The sequence below is a fragment of the Nitrosomonadales bacterium genome (assembly GCA_016716325.1).
In the GTDB taxonomy this organism is placed as follows: domain Bacteria; phylum Pseudomonadota; class Gammaproteobacteria; order Burkholderiales; family Gallionellaceae; genus Gallionella.
This window is the reverse complement of the sequence record JADJWO010000001.1, coordinates 1,327,562-1,350,816: the sequence shown is the minus strand read 5'-3', so window position 1 is coordinate 1,350,816 and position 23,255 is coordinate 1,327,562. Positions and strand designations below refer to the sequence as shown.

General features: G+C 61.9%; 28 protein-coding genes. 10 read left to right on the top strand and 18 right to left on the bottom strand.

Features of this window, described 5'->3' with window-relative positions; all coding sequences use genetic code 11:
• Positions 1-7: 7 nt before the first annotated feature.
• From IPM27_06425 to apbC, 4 genes are all read left to right on the top strand, one after another.
• Complete coding sequence (locus IPM27_06425) at positions 8-478, top strand: ankyrin repeat domain-containing protein (GenBank protein MBK9161184.1); 471 nt, start codon at positions 8-10, stop codon at positions 476-478.
• Between the two features lie 12 nt (positions 479-490).
• Positions 491-718 (top strand): hypothetical protein, encoded by a 228-nt coding sequence (locus tag IPM27_06420; protein ID MBK9161183.1) that lies wholly within the window; start codon positions 491-493, stop codon positions 716-718.
• Between the two features lie 139 nt (positions 719-857).
• Positions 858-1,289: a hypothetical protein gene (locus tag IPM27_06415; GenBank protein MBK9161182.1), complete on the top strand. Its 432-nt coding sequence runs from the start codon at positions 858-860 to the stop codon at positions 1,287-1,289.
• Positions 1,290-1,382: 93 nt separating this feature from the next.
• Positions 1,383-2,477, top strand: coding sequence for an iron-sulfur cluster carrier protein ApbC (gene apbC / locus IPM27_06410; protein ID MBK9161181.1), 1,095 nt, complete (start codon positions 1,383-1,385; stop codon positions 2,475-2,477).
• Positions 2,478-2,738: 261 nt separating this feature from the next.
• Here the strand turns inward: apbC and prmC are convergent, their stop codons facing one another.
• The 4 genes from prmC to IPM27_06390 form a co-directional block, all read right to left on the bottom strand.
• On the bottom strand, positions 2,739-3,650 hold the full coding sequence (gene prmC / locus IPM27_06405; GenBank protein ID MBK9161180.1) for a peptide chain release factor N(5)-glutamine methyltransferase: 912 nt from the start codon (positions 3,648-3,650) through the stop codon (positions 2,739-2,741).
• Between the two features lie 190 nt (positions 3,651-3,840).
• The gene (locus IPM27_06400; protein MBK9161179.1) at positions 3,841-5,184 is read right to left on the bottom strand and encodes a sel1 repeat family protein; all 1,344 of its coding nucleotides are present in this window, start codon (positions 5,182-5,184) and stop codon (positions 3,841-3,843) included.
• 108 nt (positions 5,185-5,292) lie between these two features.
• Positions 5,293-6,378 (bottom strand): peptide chain release factor 1, encoded by a 1,086-nt coding sequence (prfA, locus tag IPM27_06395; GenBank protein MBK9161178.1) that lies wholly within the window; start codon positions 6,376-6,378, stop codon positions 5,293-5,295.
• A 171-nt stretch (positions 6,379-6,549) separates the two neighbouring features.
• On the bottom strand, positions 6,550-7,803 hold the full coding sequence (locus IPM27_06390) for a glutamyl-tRNA reductase (GenBank protein ID MBK9161177.1): 1,254 nt from the start codon (positions 7,801-7,803) through the stop codon (positions 6,550-6,552).
• A 131-nt stretch (positions 7,804-7,934) separates the two neighbouring features.
• On the opposite strand from IPM27_06390, the gene IPM27_06385 reads away from it, so the two are divergent.
• Positions 7,935-8,492, top strand: a complete 558-nt coding sequence (locus IPM27_06385) for a YaeQ family protein (protein ID MBK9161176.1) — start codon at positions 7,935-7,937, stop codon at positions 8,490-8,492.
• Positions 8,489-8,872 (top strand): hypothetical protein, encoded by a 384-nt coding sequence (locus IPM27_06380; protein ID MBK9161175.1) that lies wholly within the window; start codon positions 8,489-8,491, stop codon positions 8,870-8,872. The genes IPM27_06385 and IPM27_06380 overlap by 4 nt, the downstream gene beginning before the upstream one ends.
• A gap of 2 nt (positions 8,873-8,874) precedes the next feature.
• On the opposite strand, the gene IPM27_06375 is transcribed toward IPM27_06380, so the two are convergent.
• The gene (locus IPM27_06375) at positions 8,875-10,329 is read right to left on the bottom strand and encodes a 2Fe-2S iron-sulfur cluster binding domain-containing protein (GenBank protein ID MBK9161174.1); all 1,455 of its coding nucleotides are present in this window, start codon (positions 10,327-10,329) and stop codon (positions 8,875-8,877) included.
• Positions 10,330-10,412: 83 nt separating this feature from the next.
• Here IPM27_06375 and IPM27_06370 point away from each other — a divergent pair, with 83 nt between their 5' ends.
• Positions 10,413-11,129, top strand: coding sequence for a pseudouridine synthase (locus tag IPM27_06370; GenBank protein MBK9161173.1), 717 nt, complete (start codon positions 10,413-10,415; stop codon positions 11,127-11,129).
• A 12-nt stretch (positions 11,130-11,141) separates the two neighbouring features.
• On the opposite strand, the gene IPM27_06365 is transcribed toward IPM27_06370, so the two are convergent.
• Positions 11,142-12,032 (bottom strand): DMT family transporter, encoded by an 891-nt coding sequence (locus IPM27_06365; GenBank protein ID MBK9161172.1) that lies wholly within the window; start codon positions 12,030-12,032, stop codon positions 11,142-11,144.
• A 145-nt stretch (positions 12,033-12,177) separates the two neighbouring features.
• Here IPM27_06365 and ylqF point away from each other — a divergent pair, with 145 nt between their 5' ends.
• Positions 12,178-13,059 (top strand): ribosome biogenesis GTPase YlqF, encoded by an 882-nt coding sequence (gene ylqF, locus IPM27_06360; GenBank protein MBK9161171.1) that lies wholly within the window; start codon positions 12,178-12,180, stop codon positions 13,057-13,059.
• Between the two features lie 23 nt (positions 13,060-13,082).
• Here ylqF and IPM27_06355 read toward each other — a convergent pair whose 3' ends face one another.
• The 3 genes from IPM27_06355 to IPM27_06345 form a co-directional block, all read right to left on the bottom strand.
• The gene (locus IPM27_06355; GenBank protein ID MBK9161170.1) at positions 13,083-14,135 is read right to left on the bottom strand and encodes a mechanosensitive ion channel family protein; all 1,053 of its coding nucleotides are present in this window, start codon (positions 14,133-14,135) and stop codon (positions 13,083-13,085) included.
• A gap of 216 nt (positions 14,136-14,351) precedes the next feature.
• Positions 14,352-14,693, bottom strand: a complete 342-nt coding sequence (locus IPM27_06350; protein ID MBK9161169.1) for a hypothetical protein — start codon at positions 14,691-14,693, stop codon at positions 14,352-14,354.
• Positions 14,690-14,956 carry a hypothetical protein gene (locus IPM27_06345; protein MBK9161168.1) on the bottom strand — a complete coding sequence of 89 codons (267 nt, stop codon included), beginning with the start codon at positions 14,954-14,956 and terminating at the stop codon, positions 14,690-14,692. Before IPM27_06345 ends, IPM27_06350 begins: the two co-directional genes overlap by 4 nt.
• A 38-nt stretch (positions 14,957-14,994) precedes the next feature.
• On the opposite strand from IPM27_06345, the gene IPM27_06340 reads away from it, so the two are divergent.
• Complete coding sequence (locus IPM27_06340; GenBank protein ID MBK9161167.1) at positions 14,995-15,591, top strand: malonic semialdehyde reductase; 597 nt, start codon at positions 14,995-14,997, stop codon at positions 15,589-15,591.
• Here IPM27_06340 and IPM27_06335 read toward each other — a convergent pair.
• The 5 genes from IPM27_06335 to IPM27_06315 all read right to left on the bottom strand — a co-directional run bounded on the left by IPM27_06335 (position 15,588) and on the right by IPM27_06315 (position 19,225).
• Positions 15,588-17,051 (bottom strand): aminoacyl-histidine dipeptidase, encoded by a 1,464-nt coding sequence (locus tag IPM27_06335; protein ID MBK9161166.1) that lies wholly within the window; start codon positions 17,049-17,051, stop codon positions 15,588-15,590. The genes IPM27_06340 and IPM27_06335 overlap by 4 nt on opposite strands.
• Complete coding sequence (locus IPM27_06330; GenBank protein MBK9161165.1) at positions 17,048-17,803, bottom strand: EI24 domain-containing protein; 756 nt, start codon at positions 17,801-17,803, stop codon at positions 17,048-17,050. Before IPM27_06330 ends, IPM27_06335 begins: the two co-directional genes overlap by 4 nt.
• A gap of 48 nt (positions 17,804-17,851) precedes the next feature.
• Positions 17,852-18,238: a hypothetical protein gene (locus IPM27_06325; GenBank protein ID MBK9161164.1), complete on the bottom strand. Its 387-nt coding sequence runs from the start codon at positions 18,236-18,238 to the stop codon at positions 17,852-17,854.
• Between the two features lie 129 nt (positions 18,239-18,367).
• Complete coding sequence (locus IPM27_06320; protein ID MBK9161163.1) at positions 18,368-18,625, bottom strand: KTSC domain-containing protein; 258 nt, start codon at positions 18,623-18,625, stop codon at positions 18,368-18,370.
• A gap of 15 nt (positions 18,626-18,640) precedes the next feature.
• Positions 18,641-19,225: a GNAT family N-acetyltransferase gene (locus tag IPM27_06315; GenBank protein MBK9161162.1), complete on the bottom strand. Its 585-nt coding sequence runs from the start codon at positions 19,223-19,225 to the stop codon at positions 18,641-18,643.
• 158 nt (positions 19,226-19,383) lie between these two features.
• Here IPM27_06315 and IPM27_06310 point away from each other — a divergent pair, with 158 nt between their 5' ends.
• Entirely contained in the window at positions 19,384-19,614 is a 231-nt protein-coding gene (locus tag IPM27_06310; protein MBK9161161.1) for a hypothetical protein, read from the top strand.
• Here the strand turns inward: IPM27_06310 and IPM27_06305 are convergent.
• The 4 genes from IPM27_06305 to IPM27_06290 form a co-directional block, all read right to left on the bottom strand.
• A complete protein-coding gene (locus IPM27_06305) occupies positions 19,604-20,443 on the bottom strand; it encodes a ferritin-like domain-containing protein (protein MBK9161160.1) in 840 nt (279 codons plus the stop codon). The two genes, IPM27_06310 and IPM27_06305, sit on opposite strands and share 11 nt — an antisense overlap.
• Before the next feature lie 36 nt (positions 20,444-20,479).
• Positions 20,480-21,244: a zinc ribbon domain-containing protein gene (locus IPM27_06300; GenBank protein MBK9161159.1), complete on the bottom strand. Its 765-nt coding sequence runs from the start codon at positions 21,242-21,244 to the stop codon at positions 20,480-20,482.
• Between the two features lie 517 nt (positions 21,245-21,761).
• A complete protein-coding gene (locus IPM27_06295) occupies positions 21,762-22,463 on the bottom strand; it encodes a hypothetical protein (protein MBK9161158.1) in 702 nt (233 codons plus the stop codon).
• A 310-nt stretch (positions 22,464-22,773) separates the two neighbouring features.
• Positions 22,774-23,253 (bottom strand): hypothetical protein, encoded by a 480-nt coding sequence (locus IPM27_06290; protein MBK9161157.1) that lies wholly within the window; start codon positions 23,251-23,253, stop codon positions 22,774-22,776.
• Positions 23,254-23,255 lie beyond the last annotated feature (2 nt).

Sequence of the window (23,255 nt, the reverse complement as noted above, 5' to 3'; positions counted from 1 at the left end):
AGGAAACATGTCGGCAGGATTATTCGAGGCGGTACAGGCGGGTGACGCGGCGGCAGTGCGGCAGTCGCTCGCATCCGGCGCGGACGCCAACGCGCGCGACGAACAGGGCTGGCCGCCGCTGGCGCATGCCGTGTACAACCATGAACGCAAGTGCGGCTCCGCCGACGTGGTGCGGGCGCTGGTCGAGGCCGGCGCCGACGTCGAGGCGCCCATCGGCTACGGCGTGCGGCCGCTGATGCTGGCGGCCGGTTACGGCGAGGCCGACGTGGTTGCCGTGCTGTTGTGGGCGGGTGCGGACGTGCTGGCGCGCAACGAAGGCGGCTATACCGCGCTGATGATGGCGAAGCAGAAGCATTATGTGGACGTCATCAACCTGCTGCACGAGGCCGAACAGCTCGCCGGGGTCGGGGAGGGCAGTTGCGCCAGCAAGAATGCGCCCGGCTCCAACGTCATCACCTTCCTGAAGCACACGGAATAAGGCGGAGTCGCCATGCCCTATTACATCTATCGCATCACCGAGCGTCCGATCCGCATGCTGGAAAAGCTGGAACAGCACGAGGTCTACAAGGAAGCTTCCGCACGTGCCAAGGAACTGCGCAAGGCGGAAGCGTGGGGCGAGAACGGACAGATCAGGATGATCCACGCCGAGAACGAACTGCAGGCCGAAGACCTGCTGAACGAAGTGCGCGACCCGGCGCCGCAGCTGGGGGACGACTGAACTTGACGTCGTCAATCCACCATGCGACCGGATGACTTTGTTGCGCGGCGCCCGGAACCCCCATGTGCTTACAAGAACATGAGGGTCCCCGCGCCCCGTGCGCCTTGTCCTCCAGCCGCTCGTCAGGATCTCTGTCGTCATGGATGAGACCGCTTACCGGCAGAAATTCGCCGAGGTGGTGCAGCGTCCCTGCGTGTTCGAGAAAGCGCTGCTGTCGCGTTGCATCCCCTGCGCGCAGGAGCGGCGCATCCAGATCGCCGAACGGGAGGCAATCGCCTGCCGCGATGCGGCGAGCCATGCAAGATGCCGCGCGGCACACGGACAGTTGCGGCACGCTTTCTCGTTCGCGCTGGGCACGGCGCACGATGATACGGTGCTGCCGCACGCGCAGGAGCTACGCGTGCAGTGCGGTGGCCTGACGGGTTTGCGGCAGGCGCTGGACGGCGATGCGGCGGCAGGCGTGGACGAATTGACGGTAATGGCCTTGCGCCGGTGGAATGATTGGGACGGCGTGCCGTGGTCGGAAGTCGTGCATGCGGCGGCGCAATGCTATCAGGGCAGGCACACCTGAAGGTTGCCGTTCGCGAAGGGTGTCCAGCCGTTACAATGTCGACTGTTCAAGTGCGGGATATCATCCCGCAAGAATTTCAATCAGGAGTGAATGATGAGTTTTACCGAAGCAGATGTGCAGAATGCGTTGAAGAACCTGACCGACCCGAACACCAGAAAGGATTTCGTCAGCGGCAAATCCGTCAAGAACATCAAGGTCAGCGGCACTGACGTGACGCTGGACATATTGCTGGGCTACCCGGCGAAGAGCGTGTGGGAAGAGATCCGCGCGATGGTCGAGGCGCAGCTCCGCTCCGCGTTGCCGGGCGTCGGCAAGATAGTCGTCAACGTGTCCAGCAAGGTCGTGCCGCATGCCGTGCAGCGCGGCGTGAAGCTGGTGGACGGCGTGAAGAACATCGTCGCGGTCGCGAGCGGCAAGGGCGGCGTGGGCAAATCCACCACCGCGGTGAACCTGGCGCTGGCGCTGGCCGCCGAAGGCGCGCGCGTCGGCATCCTGGACGCGGACATCTACGGTCCCTCGCAACCGACGATGTTGGGAATCAGCGGGCAGCCGAGTTCGGAGGACGGCAAGATTCTGCAACCGATGACGAATCACGGCCTTCAAGCCATGTCGATCGGCTTTCTGGTGGAGGCGACCGACACGCCGATGATCTGGCGCGGCCCGATGGTGACCCAGGCGCTCGACCAGTTACTCCATCAAACCCGGTGGGACAGCCTCGATTATCTGATCATGGATCTGCCGCCCGGCACCGGCGACATCCAGCTCACGCTGGCGCAGAAAGTCCCGGTCACCGGCGCGGTGATCGTCACCACGCCGCAGGACATCGCGCTGCTGGACGCACGCAAGGGACTCAAGATGTTCGAGAAGGTCGGCATCAAGATCGTCGGCATCGTCGAGAACATGAGCACGCACATCTGCTCGAAGTGCGGCCATGAAGAGCACATCTTCGGCGCGGGTGGCGCTGAGAAGATGTGTGCCGACTACGATACCGAATTGCTCGGCGAACTGCCGCTGGACATCCGCATCCGCGAGCAGACCGACTCCGGCAACCCGACCGTCATCGCCGACCCGGATGGCGAGATCGCGCGCGTGTACCGGCAGATCGCGCGCCGTGTCGCGGTCAAGATCGCGGAGATGGCGCAGGATCACAGCGCGGTGTTTCCGAAGATCGTGGTGCAGAACACCTGAATTCAAAACTCATCAAGGATGCGCTGATCGAGTCGTCATTCCCGTAAAAGCGGGAATCCGGCTTGTTGATTTATCCGGGTTCCCGCTTTGCGAGCCGCCGCTACGCGGCTTGCCTGCTCACCCCCTTGCGCGGGAACGACAAAACCATACTTATTCAGCGCATCCTTGAGTTCGACCCCGCTCTCCCTTGCAGGGGGAAATCCAGCAGGCAAAGACATCCCCTCCCCCTTGCAGGGGGAGGGTTAGGGAGAGGGTAGAACCTTAACCTTCAGGCAGCTTGCCGCCGCTCACCCGCTCCAGTCCCGCCAGGTCGCGCGCCGAGAACGCCTCGCCAAAACCCGCTGCGCCGAGCAGATCGCGCACCCGCGCGGCCTGGTCGTAACCGTGCTCGAACAACAGCCAGCCGCCCGCATTGAGATGGTCTTTCGCCTGCGCGACGATGCGGCGGATGTCATCCAGACCATCCGCACCGGAGGCCAGCGCGCTGCGCGGTTCGAAACGCAGGTCGCCCTGCACCAGGTGCGCGTCGCCGTCGGCGACATAGGGCGGGTTCGAGACGATCAGATCGAAGCGCTCACCGGACAATGCAGAGAACCAGTCGCTGCGCAGCAAGCGCGCGTTGGCGATGTTCAAGCGTCGCGCATTCCCCCGTGCCACTTCCAAAGCCTCCGGCGACGCATCCACCGCCGTCACCACGACATCCGGCCGCGCATGCGCGATGGACAGCGCGATCGCACCGCTGCCGGTGCCGAGATCGAGCACACGGAATCCATACCCTCTCCCTCCGCTTCGCTCCTCCCTCTCCCGCAAGCGGGAGAGGGGTAGGGGAGAGGGCAATCTTTGCAACGCCAGCTCCACCAGCAACTCGGTATCCGGGCGCGGGATCAGCGTCGCCGGTGTGACCTTGAACATCAGCCCGAAGAACTCGCGCTCGCCAATCAGATAGGCAAGCGGCTCGCCACGCAGCCGCCGTTCCAGCAGCGCGGCGTAACGCGCCTGCTGCTCGCTATCCAGTGACTGTTCGGGATGGCTCAACAGGTACGCGCGGCTCACCTGCAACGCGGCCTGTAACAACATCTGCGCCTCGATGCGCGCGCCGCCAGCTTCCAGCCCGAGCGCGGCTTCCAGCGCGGCCTTGTCGCGGGTCAGCAGGGTCTGGATAGTGTGTGGCATGTGGTGGCGCAGGGAAGGCAGGAAGACGGGGGGATTTTACAAGTATTGTGATGCTGAGACCTTTAATTCGGCGGTGGGAGGCCGGCTAGATGATTTTCAGCATCGCAATATGCTTTCTCATCTCACTTATTCCTCTGATCGGGAAGCGCCAGAGTCGTCAAGTTTCCGGCTGCACCGCCTGCGCCCCCAGTTAAAAACCAACAGAGCGTTTCTGCATCCTTTTCTGCTGTGACACGTCTTCGCTGCCCTGTTCGGCGGCCTTGCCGATCCACTTCACCGCCTGCAGGTAATCGTAGTTCACGCCCTGCCCCTTGAGGTACATCATGCCGAGGTTGTATTGCGCCTTGACGTGGCCCTGTTCCGCGGCCTTGCGGTACCAGGACGCGGCCTCGGTGTAGTCCTGCGGCACGCCTTCGGCATTGGCATACATCAGCCCCAGGTTGTATTGCGCGTTGGCGTCGCCGCGACCAGCCGCCTTGCGGTATTGGGTGGCGGCTTCGCGGTAGTCCTGCGCCACGTCATGACGTTCTTCGCCCGCAGTGACGTGGGTCTGTTGCGCGGCTTCGCGCTTTGCCTTCAGCTTGGCCGCCTCGGCCCTGGCTAGTGCGGCTTCCTGTTCGGCCCTGCGTTGCGCTTCCTGCCGTTCCTGGCGGGCCCTGGCTTCTGCGCGCGCTTTTTCTTCGGCTTCGGCCCGGGCCTGTCTTTCGGCGGCGGCCTTTATTGCGGCCGCTTCACGTTCGGCGGTCGCGCGGGCTTCGCGTTCCGCCTTCAATGCGGCCTCGCGTTCCGCCCTTGTCTTTGCCGCTTCCGCGTCAGCCCTGGCTTGTGCCGCCGCGCGTTCTGCCTTGCGCTGTGCTTCCAGCGCTGCTGCTGCCTCGGCCCTGGCCTTTTGTTCCGCTTCGGCTTTCTTGAGGGCGTCGTCCCGTTCGGCAGCGATGCGGGCTGATTCCTCGATGCGCGCGGCCTTTGCGTCGGCTTCCGATCTCGGTGTGCCGTGCCCCGACTCGTTGAACGCTTCCGCAAGCTTGCGGCGCGCATCCATGGCTTCCTGTTCGGCGGCCCTGCGGTACCACGTCGCCGCTTCCTTGTAGTCCTGCGGCACGCCCTGGCCGATCTCGTGCATCGCGCCGAGATGGTATTGCGCCTTGGCGTATCCCTGTTCCGCCGCCTTGCGGTACCAGACGGCGGCTTCCTTGTAGTCCTGCGGCAGGCCCTGCCCGTTGGCGTACATCACGCCCAAGGTGAACTGCGCTTCCGCGTCGCCCTGATCGGCCGCCTTGCGGTACCACATCGCCGCTTCCGCGTAGTCCAGCGGCACGCCGCGTCCGTTGGCGTACATGAAGCCGAGGCTGGTCTGTGCGGCGATGTTGCCGCCGGAGGCGAGTTGGCGGAACTGCTTCAGCAGGACCTGATAATTGTCTTTTTCGCGGACGGAGGATTTTTGCTGCGCAGCGGCCTGCGCCGTTGCACCCGCCGCGAGGAACAACGCGGTCAGCGCCAGCGCGATGAGGTTTTTGATTGCCGTCCTGTTCATAAGCCTGTCCCCGGGAAAACCGAAACGGATGCGCGATGATGTCCGGCAGCCGCGTTCCATGGGCGGAAACTACCCCAGCCTTGCGGCAGGGTCAATAGACCGGAATATCTAGATATTTTCGTTCGCCATCGCGGCGAGCTGTTCGGCCTGGTGCTCGGCCATCAGCGCGCCGGTCAGTTCGGCGATGTCGCCGTCCATGATGGAGTCCATCTTGTACAGCGTGAGGTTGATGCGGTGATCGGTGACGCGGCCCTGCGGGAAGTTGTAGGTGCGGATGCGCTCGGAGCGGTCGCCGCTGCCGACCAGCGATTTGCGTTCGGCGGCGATCTTGGCGTTCTGTTCGCGCACTTGCGCGTCCATGATGCGTGCCGCCAGCACGCGCATCGCCTGCGCCTTGTTCTGGTGCTGCGAACGGCCGTCCTGGCATTCGACCACCACGCCGGTCGGCAGGTGGGTGATGCGCACCGCCGAGTCGGTCTTGTTGATGTGCTGGCCGCCCGCGCCGGAAGCGCGGAAGGTGTCGATGCGCAGGTCGGCGGGGTTCAGCGTGACTTCGTCGACATCGTCCACTTCCGGCAGGATCGCGACGGTGCAGGCCGAGGTATGCACCCGGCCCTGCGTTTCGGTGGCGGGCACGCGCTGCACGCGGTGTGCGCCGGATTCGAACTTGAGCACCGAGTACGCGCCCTGGCCGACGATGCGCGCGATGATCTCCTTGTAGCCGCCGACCTCGCCGGGACTTTCGGAGATGATCTCGACCTGCCAGCGCCTGCGTTCGGCGAAGCGCGCATACATGCGGAACAGGTCGCCGGCGAACAGGGCCGCCTCGTCGCCGCCAGTGCCGGCGCGCACTTCGAGGAACACGTTGCGTTCGTCGTTGGGGTCTTTCGGCAGCAGTTGCAGTTCCAGTTCGCGGTCGAGTTGCGCCAGGCGCTGTTCGCCCTGTTCGATCTCGGCTGCCGCGAATTCCTTCATCTCGGGGTCGGACGCCATCTCGCGCGCGGCCGCGATGTCCGCCTCGCAACTCTTGTAGGCATGGTACAGCGACACCACCGGCTCCAGTTCGGCGCGCTCGCGGCCGAGCTTGCGGAACGCGTCCATGTCCCGCGTGGCTTCCTCGCTGCTCAGCAGCTGGTCGACTTCATGCAGGCGGTCGCCCAACTGGGCGAGCCGGGTGGAGATGTTTGGTTTCATCGGGGATAATCCGTTAAGCGCACCGCCACGTCATTCCCGCGCAGGCGGGAATCCAGCAAAAAATACAGCTCGCGTAGCGGCCAGCATGGTGTTGTCCTGCTGCGCAGGAAATTATTGAATTATCTGGATTCCCGCCTGCGCGGGAATGACGGCCTGACAAACTAATAGGAATCATTCGTCGCTGTGGAGGTGATACAGGCGATGGATCACGTCGAGGAAATTGTCGCGCTCGTCGCCGTGCACATGGTTCAGCGTGTGCGTCGGCGCGTGCAGGAACTTGTTGGTCAGGCCGCTGCTCATCATTTCCAGCACTTTTTCCGGGTCCTCGCCCTTGGCCAGCAGGCGGACGGCCTTTTCCAGTTCGAGGCGGCGGTTGCGCTCGGCATGTTCGCGCAGCGCGCGGATGGTCGGCACCACTTCGCGCGACTCCATCCAGTGGACGAAATCGGATACGCCGGAATCGATGATCACCTCGGCTTCCTTCACCGCGCTCTGGCGCGCGTCGAGGCCGTCCTTCACCACTTCGGCGATGTCGTCCACGGTGTACAGGAACACGTCGTCCAGTTCGGCCACTTCCGCTTCCACGTCGCGCGGCACGGCCAGGTCGACGATGAACATCGGGCGGTGCTTGCGCGCCTTGAGCGCGCGTTCCACCATGCCCTTGCCGAGGATCGGCAACTGGCTGGCGGTACAGGTGACGATGATGTCGTGCTGCGCCAGCTGTTCGGGCAGGTCGGTCAGCGTGATGGCGTGGCCGTTGATGCGCCGCGCCAGCGTCTGCGCGCGTTCCAGCGTGCGGTTGGCGACGGTGATCTGTCTGGGGGTGCGCGCGGCGAAATGCACCGCGTTGAGCTCGATCATCTCGCCCGCGCCGATGAACAGCACCTTCTGTTCGGCGATGCTCGGGAAGATGCGCTCGGCGAGCTTGACCGCGGCGGCGGCCATCGACACCAGGTTCGCGCCGATCTCGGTCTGGGTGCGCACGTCCTTGGCGACCGAGAAGGTGCGCTGGAACAGCTTGTGCAGCAGGAAGCCGAGCGTGCCGGCCTGTTCGGCCTGGCGCACCGCCTGCTTCATCTGGCCGAGGATCTGCGGTTCGCCCAGCACCATCGAGTCCAGCCCGCTGGCGACGCGGAACGAATGCTTCACCGCCTGTTCGCGCGGCAGGGTGTACAGATAGGGGTCGATGTCCTTGCGCGGCAGCTGGTGGTATTGCGCCATCCAGTCGATGGCGTGGTCCGGTTTGGCGGCGTTGCAGTACAGTTCGGTGCGGTTGCAGGTGGACAGGATCGCGGCTTCCTTGGCCGCACCGTTCTCCACCAGGTCGCGCAGGGCGTTCTCCATCCCGTCGGCGTTGAACGCGACTTGTTCGCGCACGGCGAGCGGCGCGGTTTGATGGTTGATGCCAAAGGCGAATAGATGCATACGGTACCGGGTGGACGGCGAAGCCGGAAAAGTGGCTGCGGATTATAGTCGGAACGGCCTGTTAATGCCATCCGGCGGGAGCCGTGCTGTTAGAATGCGCGCCTTTACGAACCCGCGCCCGCGACACCCCCATGGCCATCAAATCGACCGTCTTCAAAGCCACGCTCCAGATCGCCGATATGGACCGCTATTACTATGCCGACCATGCGCTGACGCTGGCGCGCCACCCCTCGGAGACCGACGAACGCATGATGGTGCGCCTGCTGGCCTTCGCGCTGTATGCGGACGAGTCGCTGGCCTTCGGGCGCGGCCTCAGCAGCGACGACGAGCCCGACCTGTGGCGCAAGGATCTCACCGGTTCGGTCGAGCGCTGGATCGAGATCGGCCTGCCCGACGAGCGTGTCGTGCGCAAGGCTTGCGGACGCGCCGCCGAGGTCGTGGTGGTCAGTTACGGACGCGCCGCCGATATCTGGTGGAACGAGAACCGCGGCAAGCTGCAACAGCTGGACAAGCTCACCGTGCTGAAACTGCCGCCCGAACCCACCCAGGCGCTGGCGCAACTGGCCAGCCGCACCATGCAGTTGCAATGCACGATACAAGAGGGGCACGTGATGGTGACCTGCGATGCCGGCGTCGTGGAGATCGAGCCGGAAGTGCTGCACGGCGACTTCCGTCCGGCGCACGCATGAGCGACAAGCCGTCCCCATGCCCCTGCGGCGGCGCGGAGTACGCGGCCTGTTGCGGGCGCTACCACGGCGGCCTGCCCGCGCCGGATGCTGAAGCGCTGATGCGCTCGCGCTACAGTGCCTACGTGCTCCGGCGGGAAGATTACCTGCTGGCCACCTGGCACCCCGATACGCGTCCCGCGTCGCTTGATCTGGCGACGGAGAATACCAAGTGGCTGGGGCTGGAAGTGAAGGGACACTCACGCGAATCGCCCGAGCGCGCCACGGTCGAGTTCGTTGCGCGCTACCGGGTCGGCGGGCGCGGTCACCGCCTGCACGAGATCAGCCGCTTCGTGCACGAGGCGGGCGGGTGGTTCTACGTGGACGGCAGGTTCGTCGAATAGCTTCAACCGGCGCTGGCGTGCCAGTGCCGTTCCGGCAGGCCCCGCTCCAGGAACAATGGCTTGGCAGCCCGCACCTGTTCCGCCGTGCCGGACACATAGACATCGAAGCGGCCCAGGTCGGGATGGGCGCCGACGATGCCGGACAGGTCGGCTTCGATATCCCCGCTTTGCGCGTGCGGGAAGTAACGGAAGTTGTCCAGCGCGTCGGCCCACGAACGGCACAGGTTGTCCTGGTAATGCCCGGTCCCGTCCGCCAGCCAGTGCAGGTCGATGGACTCGGCGTGGTCCAGCGACAGGACATGCTGGATCAGGCTCTTCACCGGCGCGAACCCGGTGCCGAATGCGACGAACAGGACGGGACGCTCCGACTCGTCGTCCAGCACGAACTCGCCATAAGGTCCTTGCAGTTCGACGCTGTCGCCCGCCTTCAGTCCGTCGAACAGCAGCTCCGAGAACGCGTCGTCCGCGTTGCGCGCGACCTGTATCTCGATATGCCGTTCCTCGCACGGGCAGCTGGCCAGCGCATAGTGACCGCTCGCGCCGTGCGCCGACACCCTGATCGTCTGTCCCGCGAGATAACGCAGGCGCTGGCTGCGCGGCGCCAGCAGGTGCAGCGAGGCCGCGCCGGGATGGAACACCTCCACCGACTTGACCCTGGCCGACAACTGCTGCTCCACGATGTCCTTCGCGTCGGCGACGCCGGCTTCGATCACCACGTCATCCACCGCCGCGCAGGAGCACAGCAGGATCATGCCCGCGTCCTTGTCGGCCTGGCTCAGCACATAGTCGTGCGGGCGCACCTTGCGGACCGTGCCCGAAACCAGCCGCGCCTTGCAGTCGCCGCAATTGCCGTTGCTGCAACCGTATTCCAGCGAGATCCCGGCACGCAGCGCCGCCTCCAGCAGGGTGTCGTTGCCTTCGTTGAAGAATTCGTGGCCGCTGGGCCGTATCGTGACTTGTGCCGACATGATCCTGAGCATCCTTTCCTGTGCGATCAGCGCCTGTACCTTTTCGGCATTGGGCGGCACCTCTTCCAGATTGCGCGCCACAAAGGCACGCAATGCGCGCAATGCCTGCCGCGTCTCGTCGCTGCTGTCTTCCCCGAGTTCGCCGATCTTGCTGTCCAGCCAGGACAGCACGTTGCCGTAATGCATCAGCAGCGCCTTGGTGGCGGCGTATTCCTTCCCCAGTTCGGCCAGTCGCGCCGCCAGCACCTCCTTGTCGGGCAGCGCGCGCTCGAACACGCGCTTGCCAAAGGCCTTCTCCTTGATCTCGGTGATGCGGCGGTATTCCCCGTCGTCCTCCCATTGCGTATCGGGAAAGGCGCGCAACAGCTCGTTCAGCTCGACCATGCCGTCGAAGGTGTCCAGTCCGCCGTCGCGCATCATCTCCTGCAGCGTGTGGCGCGACACGCCGGCCAGCTTGGCGACGCGGAACAGTGGGAGGAAATGGCTCATGGCCGCATCTTAGGCGCGCACTACTTTTGTACGCAAGCGTTCATCACGCTGAACACGGCTTGCCCTTCTGTTAAAGTCAGCGCATGGGAAAACTGACTCTGGACCGTATCCTGCAATCGCAGGGCTTCGGCACACGCAAATGGTGTGCCGGACTGGTCGCCGATGGCGAGGTGGGCGTCAATGGCGCAACCGTCACCGACAGCCGCGCCGTCTTCGAGACCGGCGGACTGGCATTCACCGTCCATGGCGAAAGCTGGCTCTACCGCGAGCATGTCTACCTCGCGCTGAACAAGCCCGCCAATTTCGAATGCTCGCGCAAGGCCAGTCACCATCCCGGCGTGCTGACCCTGTTGCCGGAACAGTTCGACCGGCGCGACGTTCAGCCGGTCGGGCGGCTCGACCACGACACCACCGGGCTGTTGCTGATGTCCGACGACGGGCCGTTCATCCACCGGCAATCCTCGCCGAAACATCACGTTCCCAAGGTCTACGTCGCCACCACGCACGACCCGGTCACGCCGGAATTGGTGGAATTGCTGCTAAATGGCGTCAAGTTGCACGATGAACCTGCGCCGCTGGCCGCTACGCGTTGCGTGAAGATCGGCGAAAATCAGGTGGAGATCGTGCTGGAACAGGGAAAATACCATCAGGTTAAGCGCATGCTGGCAGCCGCGGGCAACCATTGTGTCGCGCTGTGCCGCTCGCAGATCGGCAGGTTGAGGCTCGACGGGCTGGAATTGGCGGAAGGCGAGTGGTGTTATCTGGACGAACGGCACCTGGAGATGCTGGTGCCGGACTGAAGCGGATCGGGATCAGGCTTTTCTATATGCCAACCGCGCCAGCCATAACCGTCCCCAGCGATGCAATGACAAACCGAGCAGGATGCACGCCGCCCCCAGCCAGACATTGAGCGATACCGGTTCATTATTCAGGATGTGCCCCAGCAGCAAGGCGGTGACAGGTGTGATCAGGTTGATCAACGCGACTCGCCCGGTCTCCATGTGCTTGATCATGTAGTAGTACAACAGGAATCCGACCACCGAACCCAGTACGCCCAGATAGACGATCGCCATCGCAGCGCGGCTTGGGATGGCCTGCGGCCAGGTGCCGTCGAACAGCCACCATGCCAGCAAGAACAGCGGCAGCGCCACACTCAGCGAGCCGAAGGTTGTCGCCAGCGGTGGACTGTCATCGCCGACTTTCTTGATCCACACCAGACCGAGCGATTGCATCACCACGGCGGCGAACAGCGCGAGGAATCCCAGCGCTGCACCCGCACCCAGTGACAAACCGCCCTTGAACACCAGTGCCAATCCGATCAATCCCAGCGACATGCCCGCCAGCTTGTTGGCTGTGAGCGACTCTTCCTTGAGCCATAGCGCCGCGCCCAGACTGGTGATGAGCGGAGACAGGCCGAACAGCACCGCGATCATTCCGGAGCTGATGTACTGCGAACACCAGTAAACCAGCACCATGGTGCCGAACATGCTCAGGCCGCTCGCCAGATAGCTGTGGATCGCTTTGGGGTGCAGCGGCGGGCGGATGCGCAACACGGCCAGCAACAGCACGCATACCGCCACGCTGATCGCCATGCGCGATAACACCGCAAAGCTGAATCCCGCGTCCAGCGCACTCCACTTGATCGCGAGCGGGGTGGTGGACCATATCAGGATGACCGAGATGAAGGCGGCCGAGAGAGGCATCGGGATTCTCCGAAACAGGCGCGAATGCGGCAGAGGATTGTGGTGCGGGCGCATGGAGGCGTCAACACACATTTTGTCCGTTCTGTGACTTGCCGGTGGGCAACGGTTAGAATCCGTCCTCGTTCAACAAGCATGGTCTTGCACTATGTCCATACAGTGGTTCCCCGGACACATGACCTCGGCGCGTCGCAAGGCGGCGGAGACCATGGAATTCATCGATGTCGTCATCGAGGTGCTGGACGCGCGCGCGCCGGAGGCGAGCTGCAACCCGATGATCCGCGAGCTGCGCGAACATCGCCAGCGTCCCTGCCTGAAGCTGCTCAACAAGGCCGACCTGGCCGACCCCGCCGTCACACAACAATGGCTGGATCATTACAACAGCCAGCCGGGCGTCAGGGCGGTCGCGCTGAGCTGCAAGGATGCCGCCGACGCCGCAAGGGTGCCGAAGCTGTGCCGGCCGCTGGCGCCGCACCGCGACAGCACGCACAAGCCGCTGCGCATGATGATCATGGGCATCCCCAACGTCGGCAAGTCCACGCTGATGAACATGCTGCTCAAGCGCCGCGTCGCGAACGTCGGCGACGAACCCGCTGTGACCAAGTCGCAGCAGTGCCACAAGCTCGACGAGCGCATGACGCTGACCGATTCGCCGGGGCTGATGTGGCCGAAGATCGCGCACGAATCGGACGGCTACATGCTGGCCGCGATCCACGCGATCGGACGCAACGCGGTGTATGAAGACGAGATCGCGATCTTCCTCGCATCCCTGCTGCTGGAACGCTACCCGGAACTGCTCGCCGCGCGTTTCGGACTGTCGCTGGACGGCATGGACGGCACGGCCGTGCTGGAAGCGGTCGCGAAGAAGCGCGGCTGCCTGCTGAAGGGGCGCGGCGCGGAACTCGACCTGGACAAGGCGGCGATGATCCTGCTGACCGAATATCGCGCCGGCAAGATCGGGCGCATCAGCCTGGAAAGCCCGGCATCGCGCGCGGCGATGCTGGAGCGATCGGTGCGGGATCCCGGCTGAGCCGGCCCGGCGCGCGCCGCCGGTCAGCCTGCCTTGTTGACGAAAAGCGTCTGCGACGGATAGGCGAACTCGATCTTTTCCTTTTCAAATGCATCGAAGATCGACAGGTTGATCGCCTGCTGGATATCCATGTACTTGTTGTAGTCCGCGCCGGTGACGTAATAGACGAACTCGAAGTTCAGGCTGAAGTCGCCATAGGATGAGAAATGTCCGCGATCATAGGTCGTATCATCCTGTGCCTCGATGGCGCGCTTCACGATCCCCGGGATGGCCTTCAATTTTTCGACCGATGTCTGGTAGATCACGCCCAGGTTGAAGACCACCCGGCGACGTTCCATCTTCTTGAAATTGTGGATGCGCGAATTCGTCAGGTCGGTATTGGAGAAGACCAGTTGTTCGCCGCTCAGCGCGCGTATCCGTGTGGTCTTGATGCCGACGTGTTCCACCACGCCCATCTTGTCGCCGATGACGATGAAGTCGCCCACCTGGAACGGCTTGTCGAAGAAGATGACGAAATAGCTGAACAGGTCGCCCAGCACGGCCTGCGCAGCCAGTGCGACGGCGATGCCGCCGATGCCCAGCCCGGCCACGACGGCCGATATCTTGACGCCGAGGTTGTCCAGCAGGAACACCAGCGCGATCGCCCAGATCAGGAAACTGATCAGGCCGCGTATCCCCCTGAGCTGCTTCTCGCTGCCGGTGGCATCCCCGGAATCGGACAGGTAAGAACGAAGCCCGTGGTTGGCCGCGGCCGTCACCATCCTGACGAAGAGGAACGTGAACAGGACGATCGCAGCGATCTTCACGCCGTGCGCAAAACGCTCGGAAAGCGTCAGCGTCTGCAGTGAGAAGTAAAAGACGCCGAAATAAAAGATCGGCAGCAGTGATTTTTCGACTGCGCCGACCAGCAGGTCGTCGATCGCGGTGTGCGTCGAGTCGGCCCATTTTTTCAATCGGGCCAGAACGTAGCGCTTGAACGCATGGACGACCGCCATGCCGACGACGAAGATGCCGAACGATGCCAGATAGTCGAGGATGGTATTGCCGAAAACGGCATGGTCAAAAATTTCCTGCATATTGCCTCCTTGGTTGAGTCAGCTTCGATGCGACCGCGACGGCAATGCCGCGCACATCCGCGTCGCATGATGGATGGATGACAGGTCGCAGATCGACCTGCATGTGGTTGCCGGCTTGTTGGTTCGTACCGAAGCTGCTTCGACTTCGCGATGATGAAAAAAACCGAAACGGCACTCGCGGTGTGCCGTCAGGGCTCAAGGATAAAGGTCTTCGCGCTACGGGGCAAGCTCGATGACGGTCTCCGCGGTCGCCTTGTCGATATCCAGTTGCACTTCACAGTACTCGTTGAGCTCGCTGGCGGGGGTGGGATCGTCCGCGCAACTGCACCCGGCGATCACGCTCTGGAAGAATATCCCGACGCGGATGCGCAGGCTGCCATCGCGTTCGGAGATGTTGTTGACCATCACGGTGACCGGCGTATCGAGCACATGGCTGCCGACCGACAGGCCGCGCTGCAACGGCAACTGCGCGACGCCGAGTTGCGCGACCTCGCGCTGGAGGACGGTTGCGAAATCCGCCGTTCCCCAGGCGTTCAACGCGTTTTCGAGTCGAATCATGAAACTTTACTCCCTTCGGGATCACCCATCATTTCCGGTTCATAATTCACGCGACAGTCAGTTTTCAGGAGATACATGCTCCGATACCCGAAATCATCGTTCAAACGAAGCGCCGTTGCAGGAGCCCGATTTATCGGGCGATCCCAAGATTGGCTATCGCCCGATAAATCGGGCTCCTGCACATGAGCATCGATCTTTTGCGGCTTTAATTTCTGACTGCCGAATGCGTCATTTCGCTTCCAACCGGTATAAACTTGGCGCATCGTTCCCGTGACTCCCAACTTACTTGCAGGAGGCCGACATGCCCAACACCCCCCTTAACCAGACTGCGCTCGACCTGTTGTTCCTCGAAGCGCATACGCATAACGCATGGCTGGACAAACCGGTGTCCGATGAACTGCTGCACCGGCTCTACGACACCTTGCGCATGGGGCCGACTGCGGCGAATTCCTGCCCGGTGCGCATCGTGTTCGTCAAATCGAAGGAGGCGAAAGAGCGGCTCGCGCCCGCGCTGATGGAAGGCAATCGCGCCAAGACGCTGGCTGCGCCCGTCACCGCCATTATCGGCCATGACCTGCGCTTCTACGAACAACTTGGCAAACTTTTTCCCAATGCGCCGGGCGCACGCAGCTGGTTCGACCAGGACGAACAGGTCGCCTACACCAACGCGTTCCGCGGCGGCACGCTGCAAGGTGCCTACCTGATCATCGCGGCGCGCGCACTCGGACTCGATTGCGGGCCGATGGGCGGCTTCGACAACGCAAAAGTGGACGAGCTGTTCTTCGCCGGCACCAGCGTGAAGTCGAACTTCCTGTGCAACCTCGGCTACGGCGACGCCAAAGGCGTCTATCCGCGCAACCCGAGACTGGATTTCGACGAGGCGTGCCGGATCGCCTAGGCGTCCGCCAGTTCCCGCAGGATCCCCTTCAGCAACGTCCAGCAGCGCGCGACGGATTCGATCTCGACGCGCTCCCCCGGCGCATGCGCGCCACGTATGTCCGGCCCGAACGAGATCATCTCCAGATGCGGATGGCTGGCGGCGAGCAGGCCGCATTCCAGCCCGGCGTGGATCACCTGCAATCCGGCGGCCTCGCCGAACTGTGCGGCGTACACGCGCCGGCACAGGTCGAGCAGGGGCGAGGCGGGGTCCGGCGTCCAGCCCGGATACGCGCCGCCCTTCCAGGCGCGCAGCCCGAAATTGTCCGCGCGCGCCACCAGCTTGTCGGCCAGCGCATCGGCGCGCGCATCCTGCAGCGAACGCACCTTGAACGTCGCATGGAACGCGCCGTTCTGCAGCGCGAACACGCCGAGGTTGCTCGATGTGTCGGTCACGCCGGGGAAATCGTCGCTGACGCGCTCGACGCCGTTCGCCGCGATGTCGAGGAACGCGAGCAGCCGGTCCTGGTCCGCGCGCGAAATGATCCGGGTGGGTACCGTGTCGTAATGCTCGCATGCGAACGACACGCCGGCATCCATATCCGCAAAGCGCGCCCGCCAGGAATCGATCCGGTGCTGCACCCACGCGTCGATGTTCGCCGCATGGGCGGCGGGCAACGCGCAGGTCGCGTACGCCTCGCGCGGGATCGCATTGCGCGCCGTGCCGCCTTTCAGCTCGACCAGGCGCAGGTCGGTGTGCGCCGACAGGTCGCGCAGCGCCTCCGCCAGCAGCTTGACCGCATTGCCGCGCCCGAGGTGGATGTCGATGCCGGAATGGCCGCCGCGCAACCCGGACACCCCGAACTGCACCAGCGCGAAATCCGGCGGCGCTGCACCCTGCGTGCAATCGTGGCGCACCTCCACGTCCACGCCGCCGGCGCAGCCGAGATAGAAATGCCCCCATTCCTCGGTATCGAGATTGATCAGCCGCCTGCCGTCCAGCGTGCCGGGCGCGAGTTCGCGCGCGCCGTCCATGCCGGACTCCTCGTTCACGGTGAGCAACACCTCCAGCGGCGGATGCCTCAGCCCCGGCTCTTCCAGCGCGGCCAGCGCCAGCGCCACGCCGATGCCGTTGTCCGCGCCCAGCGTGGTGTCGTCCGCCACCACCCAGCCGTCGCGCACCGACGTGCGGATCGCATCGCGTTCGAAGTCGTGCGTCGTCCCGGAATTGGCCTGGCACACCATATCGAGATGACCTTGCAGGATCACGCCCGGCGCGGATCCACAGCCGGGACTGGCCGGTTTTTTCAGGATCAGGTTGCCCGCCTTGTCGACGAAAGACTCGATGCCGCGCGCTTCGGCCCATCCGGCCAGATGGTCGCGCAGCGCCGCCTCCTGCAGAGACGGGCGCGGGATCGCGCACAGCGTGGCGAAATGCGACCATACGGCGCGCGGTTGCAGGGTGTCGAGATCGTCCGTCATCGGGGCAGGCAGGAAAGGGGGGTGGCGCGATCCTGTGCGGACTGGCGCAGTTGCCGCAACTCGGACAGGCTCAGGTGGATGAACGCCAGGCCGACATAGATGGGCGAGAAGAAATTGAGCAGCGGCACGAACTGCAACAGCCCGACCAGCGCGCCGAGCAGATAGAGCTTCACCGTGGCGCGTTCGACCACCTGCTCGTATTCCTCCCCGCTGGCGTGTTCGGCCAGCGCGTCATAGCGGAACAGGCGCTGGTTCAGGTAGGCCATCAGGATGATCGGCAACACCAGCGCGAACGGAGAGAACAGCCACAGCGGCAGGGTCAGCAGCCAGCCGATGCAATACACGACGATGGCGACCACCGCGTTGACGACGTTGCCGGTAACGGTACCGCCATGCCTTAATTCCAGTTCCGGATAGGATCGCTGCGCGACGTGGCCGACCATCATCGGCATCGCGAACACCGCGGTGAACATCAGCGCGGTCACGTAGATCGCCGGCAGCAACAGCATCACCAGGATGATGCCGATCAGGTAATGCGACACGACGGCCATGAAACCCTGCGCCACCCATTGTTCCAGCGGTGTCGCCTGTATCATGCCGGTCAGACTGGCAACCCAGCTCCCCCAGAAGAACAGCGCCGCACCCACCCACAACACCATCGCCGCCAGCATCGGCCACAGTATCAGTGCCAGCATCTTCGGATGGAGGAGAGTCTTGAATGCGGCGGTCAGCGCGGAGAGGACATCGTTCATGCGCGTCAGCTTACTGCCATCCCCGGCAACCGGCAATCCTCTGCCGCCTTACTCGGGTTCGCCCTGCCACAGCATGTCGTAACCGAGTTCCTTGCTGTCGGTGCACAGTGTGGCAAGCGCGTCGAATTTGTCCTTGAATGTCTGGTCTGCGTGTGATTTCTCGTGTTCTTCGAACGAGCGCCAGTAAGTGACGATCGCTATATGCGCTTCCGCATCCTTGGCGCTGTTCAGCGAACCCTCGTCCGAAACGAACCCCGAAAACTGGAAGACCTGCCCGGCGATGAATCCACCCTTGTCGCCGCCGTAAGTTTCCTTCACCACATTGCACATCTCGCCCAGCGCCAGTTCGACATCCTCCATGTTGACGCCGGGCCGGAGACTGAGCGTATTGAAAAGCATCTTCGAACCGAAAGGGATCGTGACAGGTGCGTACATGATTTGGCCCTCCATTTCATTGCTCGCTCTGCGGGAGCGAAGAGTGGAAACCATGCTCTCTGACAGAGCGGTTTTATTCTGACACGATTAGTCGGGTATTGCCAGAGTCCGGTCAGGGGGTGTACGGGATCACTTGAACAGGACGTCGAGCGGGTTCGCGCTTGCGGTCGCTTTGCCGGAGACGCGCTTCGCAGTGAACTCCTCCTCGATGTTGTCGCGGTAGTAGCTCCATGCCGAGCCGGAAGTACTCAGGCGGCGCCAGGCTTCCTCGCCGACGCCGCTGTATTGCAGCATGCTGTCGTCGTCGAGCTGCACCTGCAGCAGGTGGGCGCGCTTGTCGTAGCCGATGGCGCGTAATTTTCCCGAATTGATCTTCTTCATTTCCATGTTGTCATCCCGTCACTATTTCGAAATTGAACCTGCCGGCTCGCCCAATCCTTTTTCCAGCACCTCGAACACCAGTCCCTCCACCTTCGGCAGGCCGAAGCGCGGGTCGCCGTAGGGGAACGGCTTGCGCTCGCCGATGCGCCGGTAACCGCGCCGCCCGTACCAGGCGATCAGCTCGTGGCGCAGCATGATCACCTGCATCCGCACCCGCGCGGCGCCCCATTCATCGCGCACGAACCGTTCCGCCTCCGCCATCAGCAGACCGCCCAGCCCCTTGCCCTGCAACACCGGCCGGACCACCAGCATGCCCATATACGCCGTTGCCGCATCCTCGCGCGCCACATGCACCGAGCCGACGATCCCGTCCCCGCGCATGTACAGCAACATCGCCGAACCGTCCTGCGCGATCAGTCGCGCGATCTCATCCGTATCGGTGCGCTGCCCGCCGAGGAGATCCGCTTCGGTCGTCCATCCGGCGCGGCTCGAATCGCCGCGATAGGCCGAATTGACCAGCGCGACGATGTCCGCCGCATCGGCGGGTGCGGCGCGGCGGAAGGCGGTTCCGCAGAAGTCATCTTTGAACGGATCGGAAAGCGGCATGGAAAAACCGGAAAAACAAAATGTCATTCATGTGCGGGTGCCATGATAAGTCATGCGGCGATACAATATCGCATCGCTGGAGCCACACCATTATTCTGTTGCGCCAACCCGCCAACCCGCCAGCCCGTCAATACAACAAGAACCGAAAAGGACACAGCATGCACCGTACATATGTCAGATTACCGGCCCATTTCTATCGTGTCAGTCTGCATACCGACACCGATAGCATGACCATCGCGCTGGTTCCCGACGAGGAACATGCGAACATGATCGCGCATCTGCTGCAGGAACATTACGGCCTGCGCAAAGGGGAGAGCATCCGCGTCACCCCGACCGTGGTCCGGCTGGAAGAAGAACAATTCGACCTCCTGCCGCCCGCTACTCCCTGACCCGTCTGTCTGAACCCGCTTCCAGCGCCTGTAGCTCCCGTTCGCTGAATCCCGCCGCGCGGCGCGCTTCCAGGTTGAACGGCCCGCGCGGTTGCGGCGCGTCGTGCTCGGCCGCCAGCCGTGCATAGGTGGCGACCGGCTCCAGCCCGCGCTGACCGCACAGCCAGTTGAACCAGCGGTTGCCGATCGCGACATGGCCGATCTCGTCGCGCAGGATGATGTCCATGATCGGCCCCACCGCCGCGTCGCCCGCCTGCACCAGCTTCGCGCGCATCGCCGGCGTCACGTCCAGCCCGCGCGCCTCCATCGTGCGCGGCAACAGCGCCATGCGCGCCAGCACATCGTGCCGCGTCTTCTGCGCCATCTCCCACAGGCCGTTGTGCGCGGGGAAGTCGCCGTAGGCAAAACCCAGCGTGTCCAGATGGTCGGACAGCAGCGTGAAATGCAGCGCCTCCTCGTCCGCCACCCGCAGCCAGTCGGCGTAATACTCGCGCGGCATGTCCGCAAAGCGCCACAGCGCATCCAGCGCCAGGTTGATCGCGTTGAACTCGATATGCACCATCGCATGGACCATCGCCGCGCGGCCTTCCGGCGTGTTCATCGCACGGCGCGGCACGGAAAGAGGGGAGACCAGTCCGGGCCTGTCGGGATGGCCGGGGATGGGCAGCGTCGCACCCGGCACCGCGCCGGTATCGAGCACGATGCGCCCCGCTTGCCAGTCTGCGGACAGTCTCCGCACCCCCGCAGCTTTCTGCGACGCATCGCGCACGACCAGCCAGTGCAGCGCCGCGTGTCTCAGCTCGTCGGGGAAGGTCGGATCGAATGGCATCATGTCGGAACGTCCGGGTTGCGATGAAGGGAGCGGCTATGTCCGGCCGGCCAGTCGCGCGTGCTGGCGGAACAGCACGTAGCCGCCCCACACCAGCGCCGGCAGCATGACCAGCCCGCCGATGGCATGCACGAAAGCGCCCAGCGTCTGCGCGGACCCCAGGTGGCCCGTCATGCCCAGCAGGTAGATCCAGTCGTGCGGCCCGTTCTCCGCGCCGGTCGAACCGCCGATCAGCACCAGTTGCGGCTCCCACGCATCGTAGATGTAAGGTGACAGGTCGACCAGACTCGCCCCCGCCCACCACAGCAGGACGGACGCGCCGAAATTGTCGCGGTTCTTCACGATGAACGCGACGCCGATCGCCAGCGGCAACAATATCTGGAACAGGCTGCCGCCGAACATCGTCATGAACTCGCCGAACGGGCGGAACAGCACATGGCCCGCCTCGTGTATCGGCAGGATGATGTTGTGCATGAACGAACCGTTGATCTCGCCGTAGCGATAGTCATAGCCGAACAGGAACGGGCTCCATGCCGCCAGCAACAGCAGCGCGGCGCAACGGCCGTAGAACGACGCCTCGTTCATCGCATCCAGCGGCTCTAACAGGCGTGCGGCCCAGCCGGGCTCGCGTTCCGGCAGATCATCCTGCCCGGGCGCCTCATCCGTCGGTTGCGCCCCGCGCCCCGCAGCTTGCGCCCACTTGAACAGATAGATGCCGCATGCGGGACAGGCCTCGCTGTCCGGCAACGGCTGCGGGAAAGGGTGGCTGCATTTCGGGCATTGTGTATAAGTCTCGGGCAAGTCGATCGCTCCGAATGTAGATCCGGACGGCATCACCTCCCGGCGGCCGTCCGGCAAAACAAACCCCGGCGTGCTTGATTACATCAACGCCGGATCACTTCCCCGCCGGTACCGGCTTGGGTTGCGGTTTCTTGCCCTTGGATTCTTTCCGTTTGTCCTTGCTTCCCATGATGGCTTCCCCTTGTGATGGATGGATTGTGATTCACTGCAAACAACTGAACTGAGGTGCGTAGCTGCTCTATTTTGTGAAAAGAATGGGGCCGTCCCTATATCATTACGCAATGTCTTTGATATTCGATAGCGGGCTCATGCTGCGATCCTCCATACATTGCGGGTTGCATCATTTGCAGCGAATTCATGGGGACGAAAAATTCAAAAGGGTCAGCTTCGATTTTGCTTTCGTCTGCCACAATCAGCGAAAAATAATTCGAAGCTGACCCCTTTGATTCCAAACCGACCTCACACACAGAATTTCGGATACGCCCGTGGTCTGTCCCTTATTGTTCACCATTAGCTCTTAGAAAACTATTGCGATGCTGACCCCTTTAATTCTTCTTAATTCTTCTTTAATAACGTGTGGCTTATGTATCGGCTTATCTCCAATCAAAATTAATATTCTGTCACCTTGAGGGTCATCTTGATTATTATTTCGGTTGTTTTGAATATCTAGGAGTGGTGCAGTCGTAGCATAAAACCCCACATCATTTAACGCCTTCGTTACAACTTTTGCTGCTTTAATGCTTTTTTCATGAGGTGTAGACATAACAAGAATGCCGTCTGGAACAAAATGTGAGTTAGCATCATCCCCGCTTCTCATTTGTACTTTCCATCCACTCAAAGAAAATGGTGAAGCTAGATGTCTCATTAACCATTCATTTTCATTTGTGGATGGGTTTACATAAAAAGAGACTATATGGTTTTTATACCCTGAAATTTTTTCTTGTAATAAATTCTGTATTTCTTGAGTTACTTTTCTAGGCTCAGTTTCTTTCCTGAGTTTTTCTAATTCCAACATAGATTCTGCTGCACGTGCTTCAGCTGTTGCTGCGCGTTCATTGGTAGCAGCAATTTCTTTATTAGAATAATCCTCCTTAATTTTCCCCATCCAAACTATGACGCAAGTCGATAACACACCAACGACTAAACTAAGGATTAACAATGTGTTTGCAATATCGTACAGTCTGTTAGCGCTGCTTAACGTTATTGGTGTTCCCATCATTTCTCCGTTTTGAACTAATCGTGGATAAACCGCGCCTTTATTTCCTCGATTACTCTAAATTTATCGACTAATCGGCTTATACCGAATCCGCTTAGGCTTAGCGAGCATACAACGCTCGCTAAGTTCACCCGCAAGGGGCACGCCGTGGTTGTAAGGGGCTAAAGCCCCAACAACACACGCAGGCTGGTTATCACCCAGCCGCTTCTTCTTGTCCGCCTCACAACAGCATGGGGACGGAGTGAGCCTCATTCTTTTAAATCAATTGGGCTCCGTCCCCATATCATTCTGTTTTTTGACCCTATCGATTTCTTTACATCTTTGGTTTTTGCCTTAGTGCTGCTCTTTGAGCTTGATTTTCTCTGGCGATTTTTATCAAACCACCTACCGTTTCTTTAAATCTATTTGATGTCAGTGCTGCCGTAATCGTCTTCATATAGACTTCTTGATTCTCCAACTCCAGGGATCTTTCATCAGAAAAATTCGCCTTAGCCACACCCAACTCTTCACCAATATCATCTTCAAATATTATCTCTACCGGATATAGTGTAACTCCATAACCAAATCTAAATACTTCGAAAGAATACCCACTGAGTTCATCGCTAACTAAGACCAGTTTAAATTGAAACTCGCACGATATATGGCTTGTCATTTTGCTTACGCCATCTAACCGCACGAGTCTTAAGCTAGCCAGATTCTCAGCAACATCCTCAAAGGAAGAAATTAGATTTGCAAGCAACTTATGAGGAAATTCCACCTCTGGCTCTTTGAATTTTTCAGTCCAAATGTTCATGT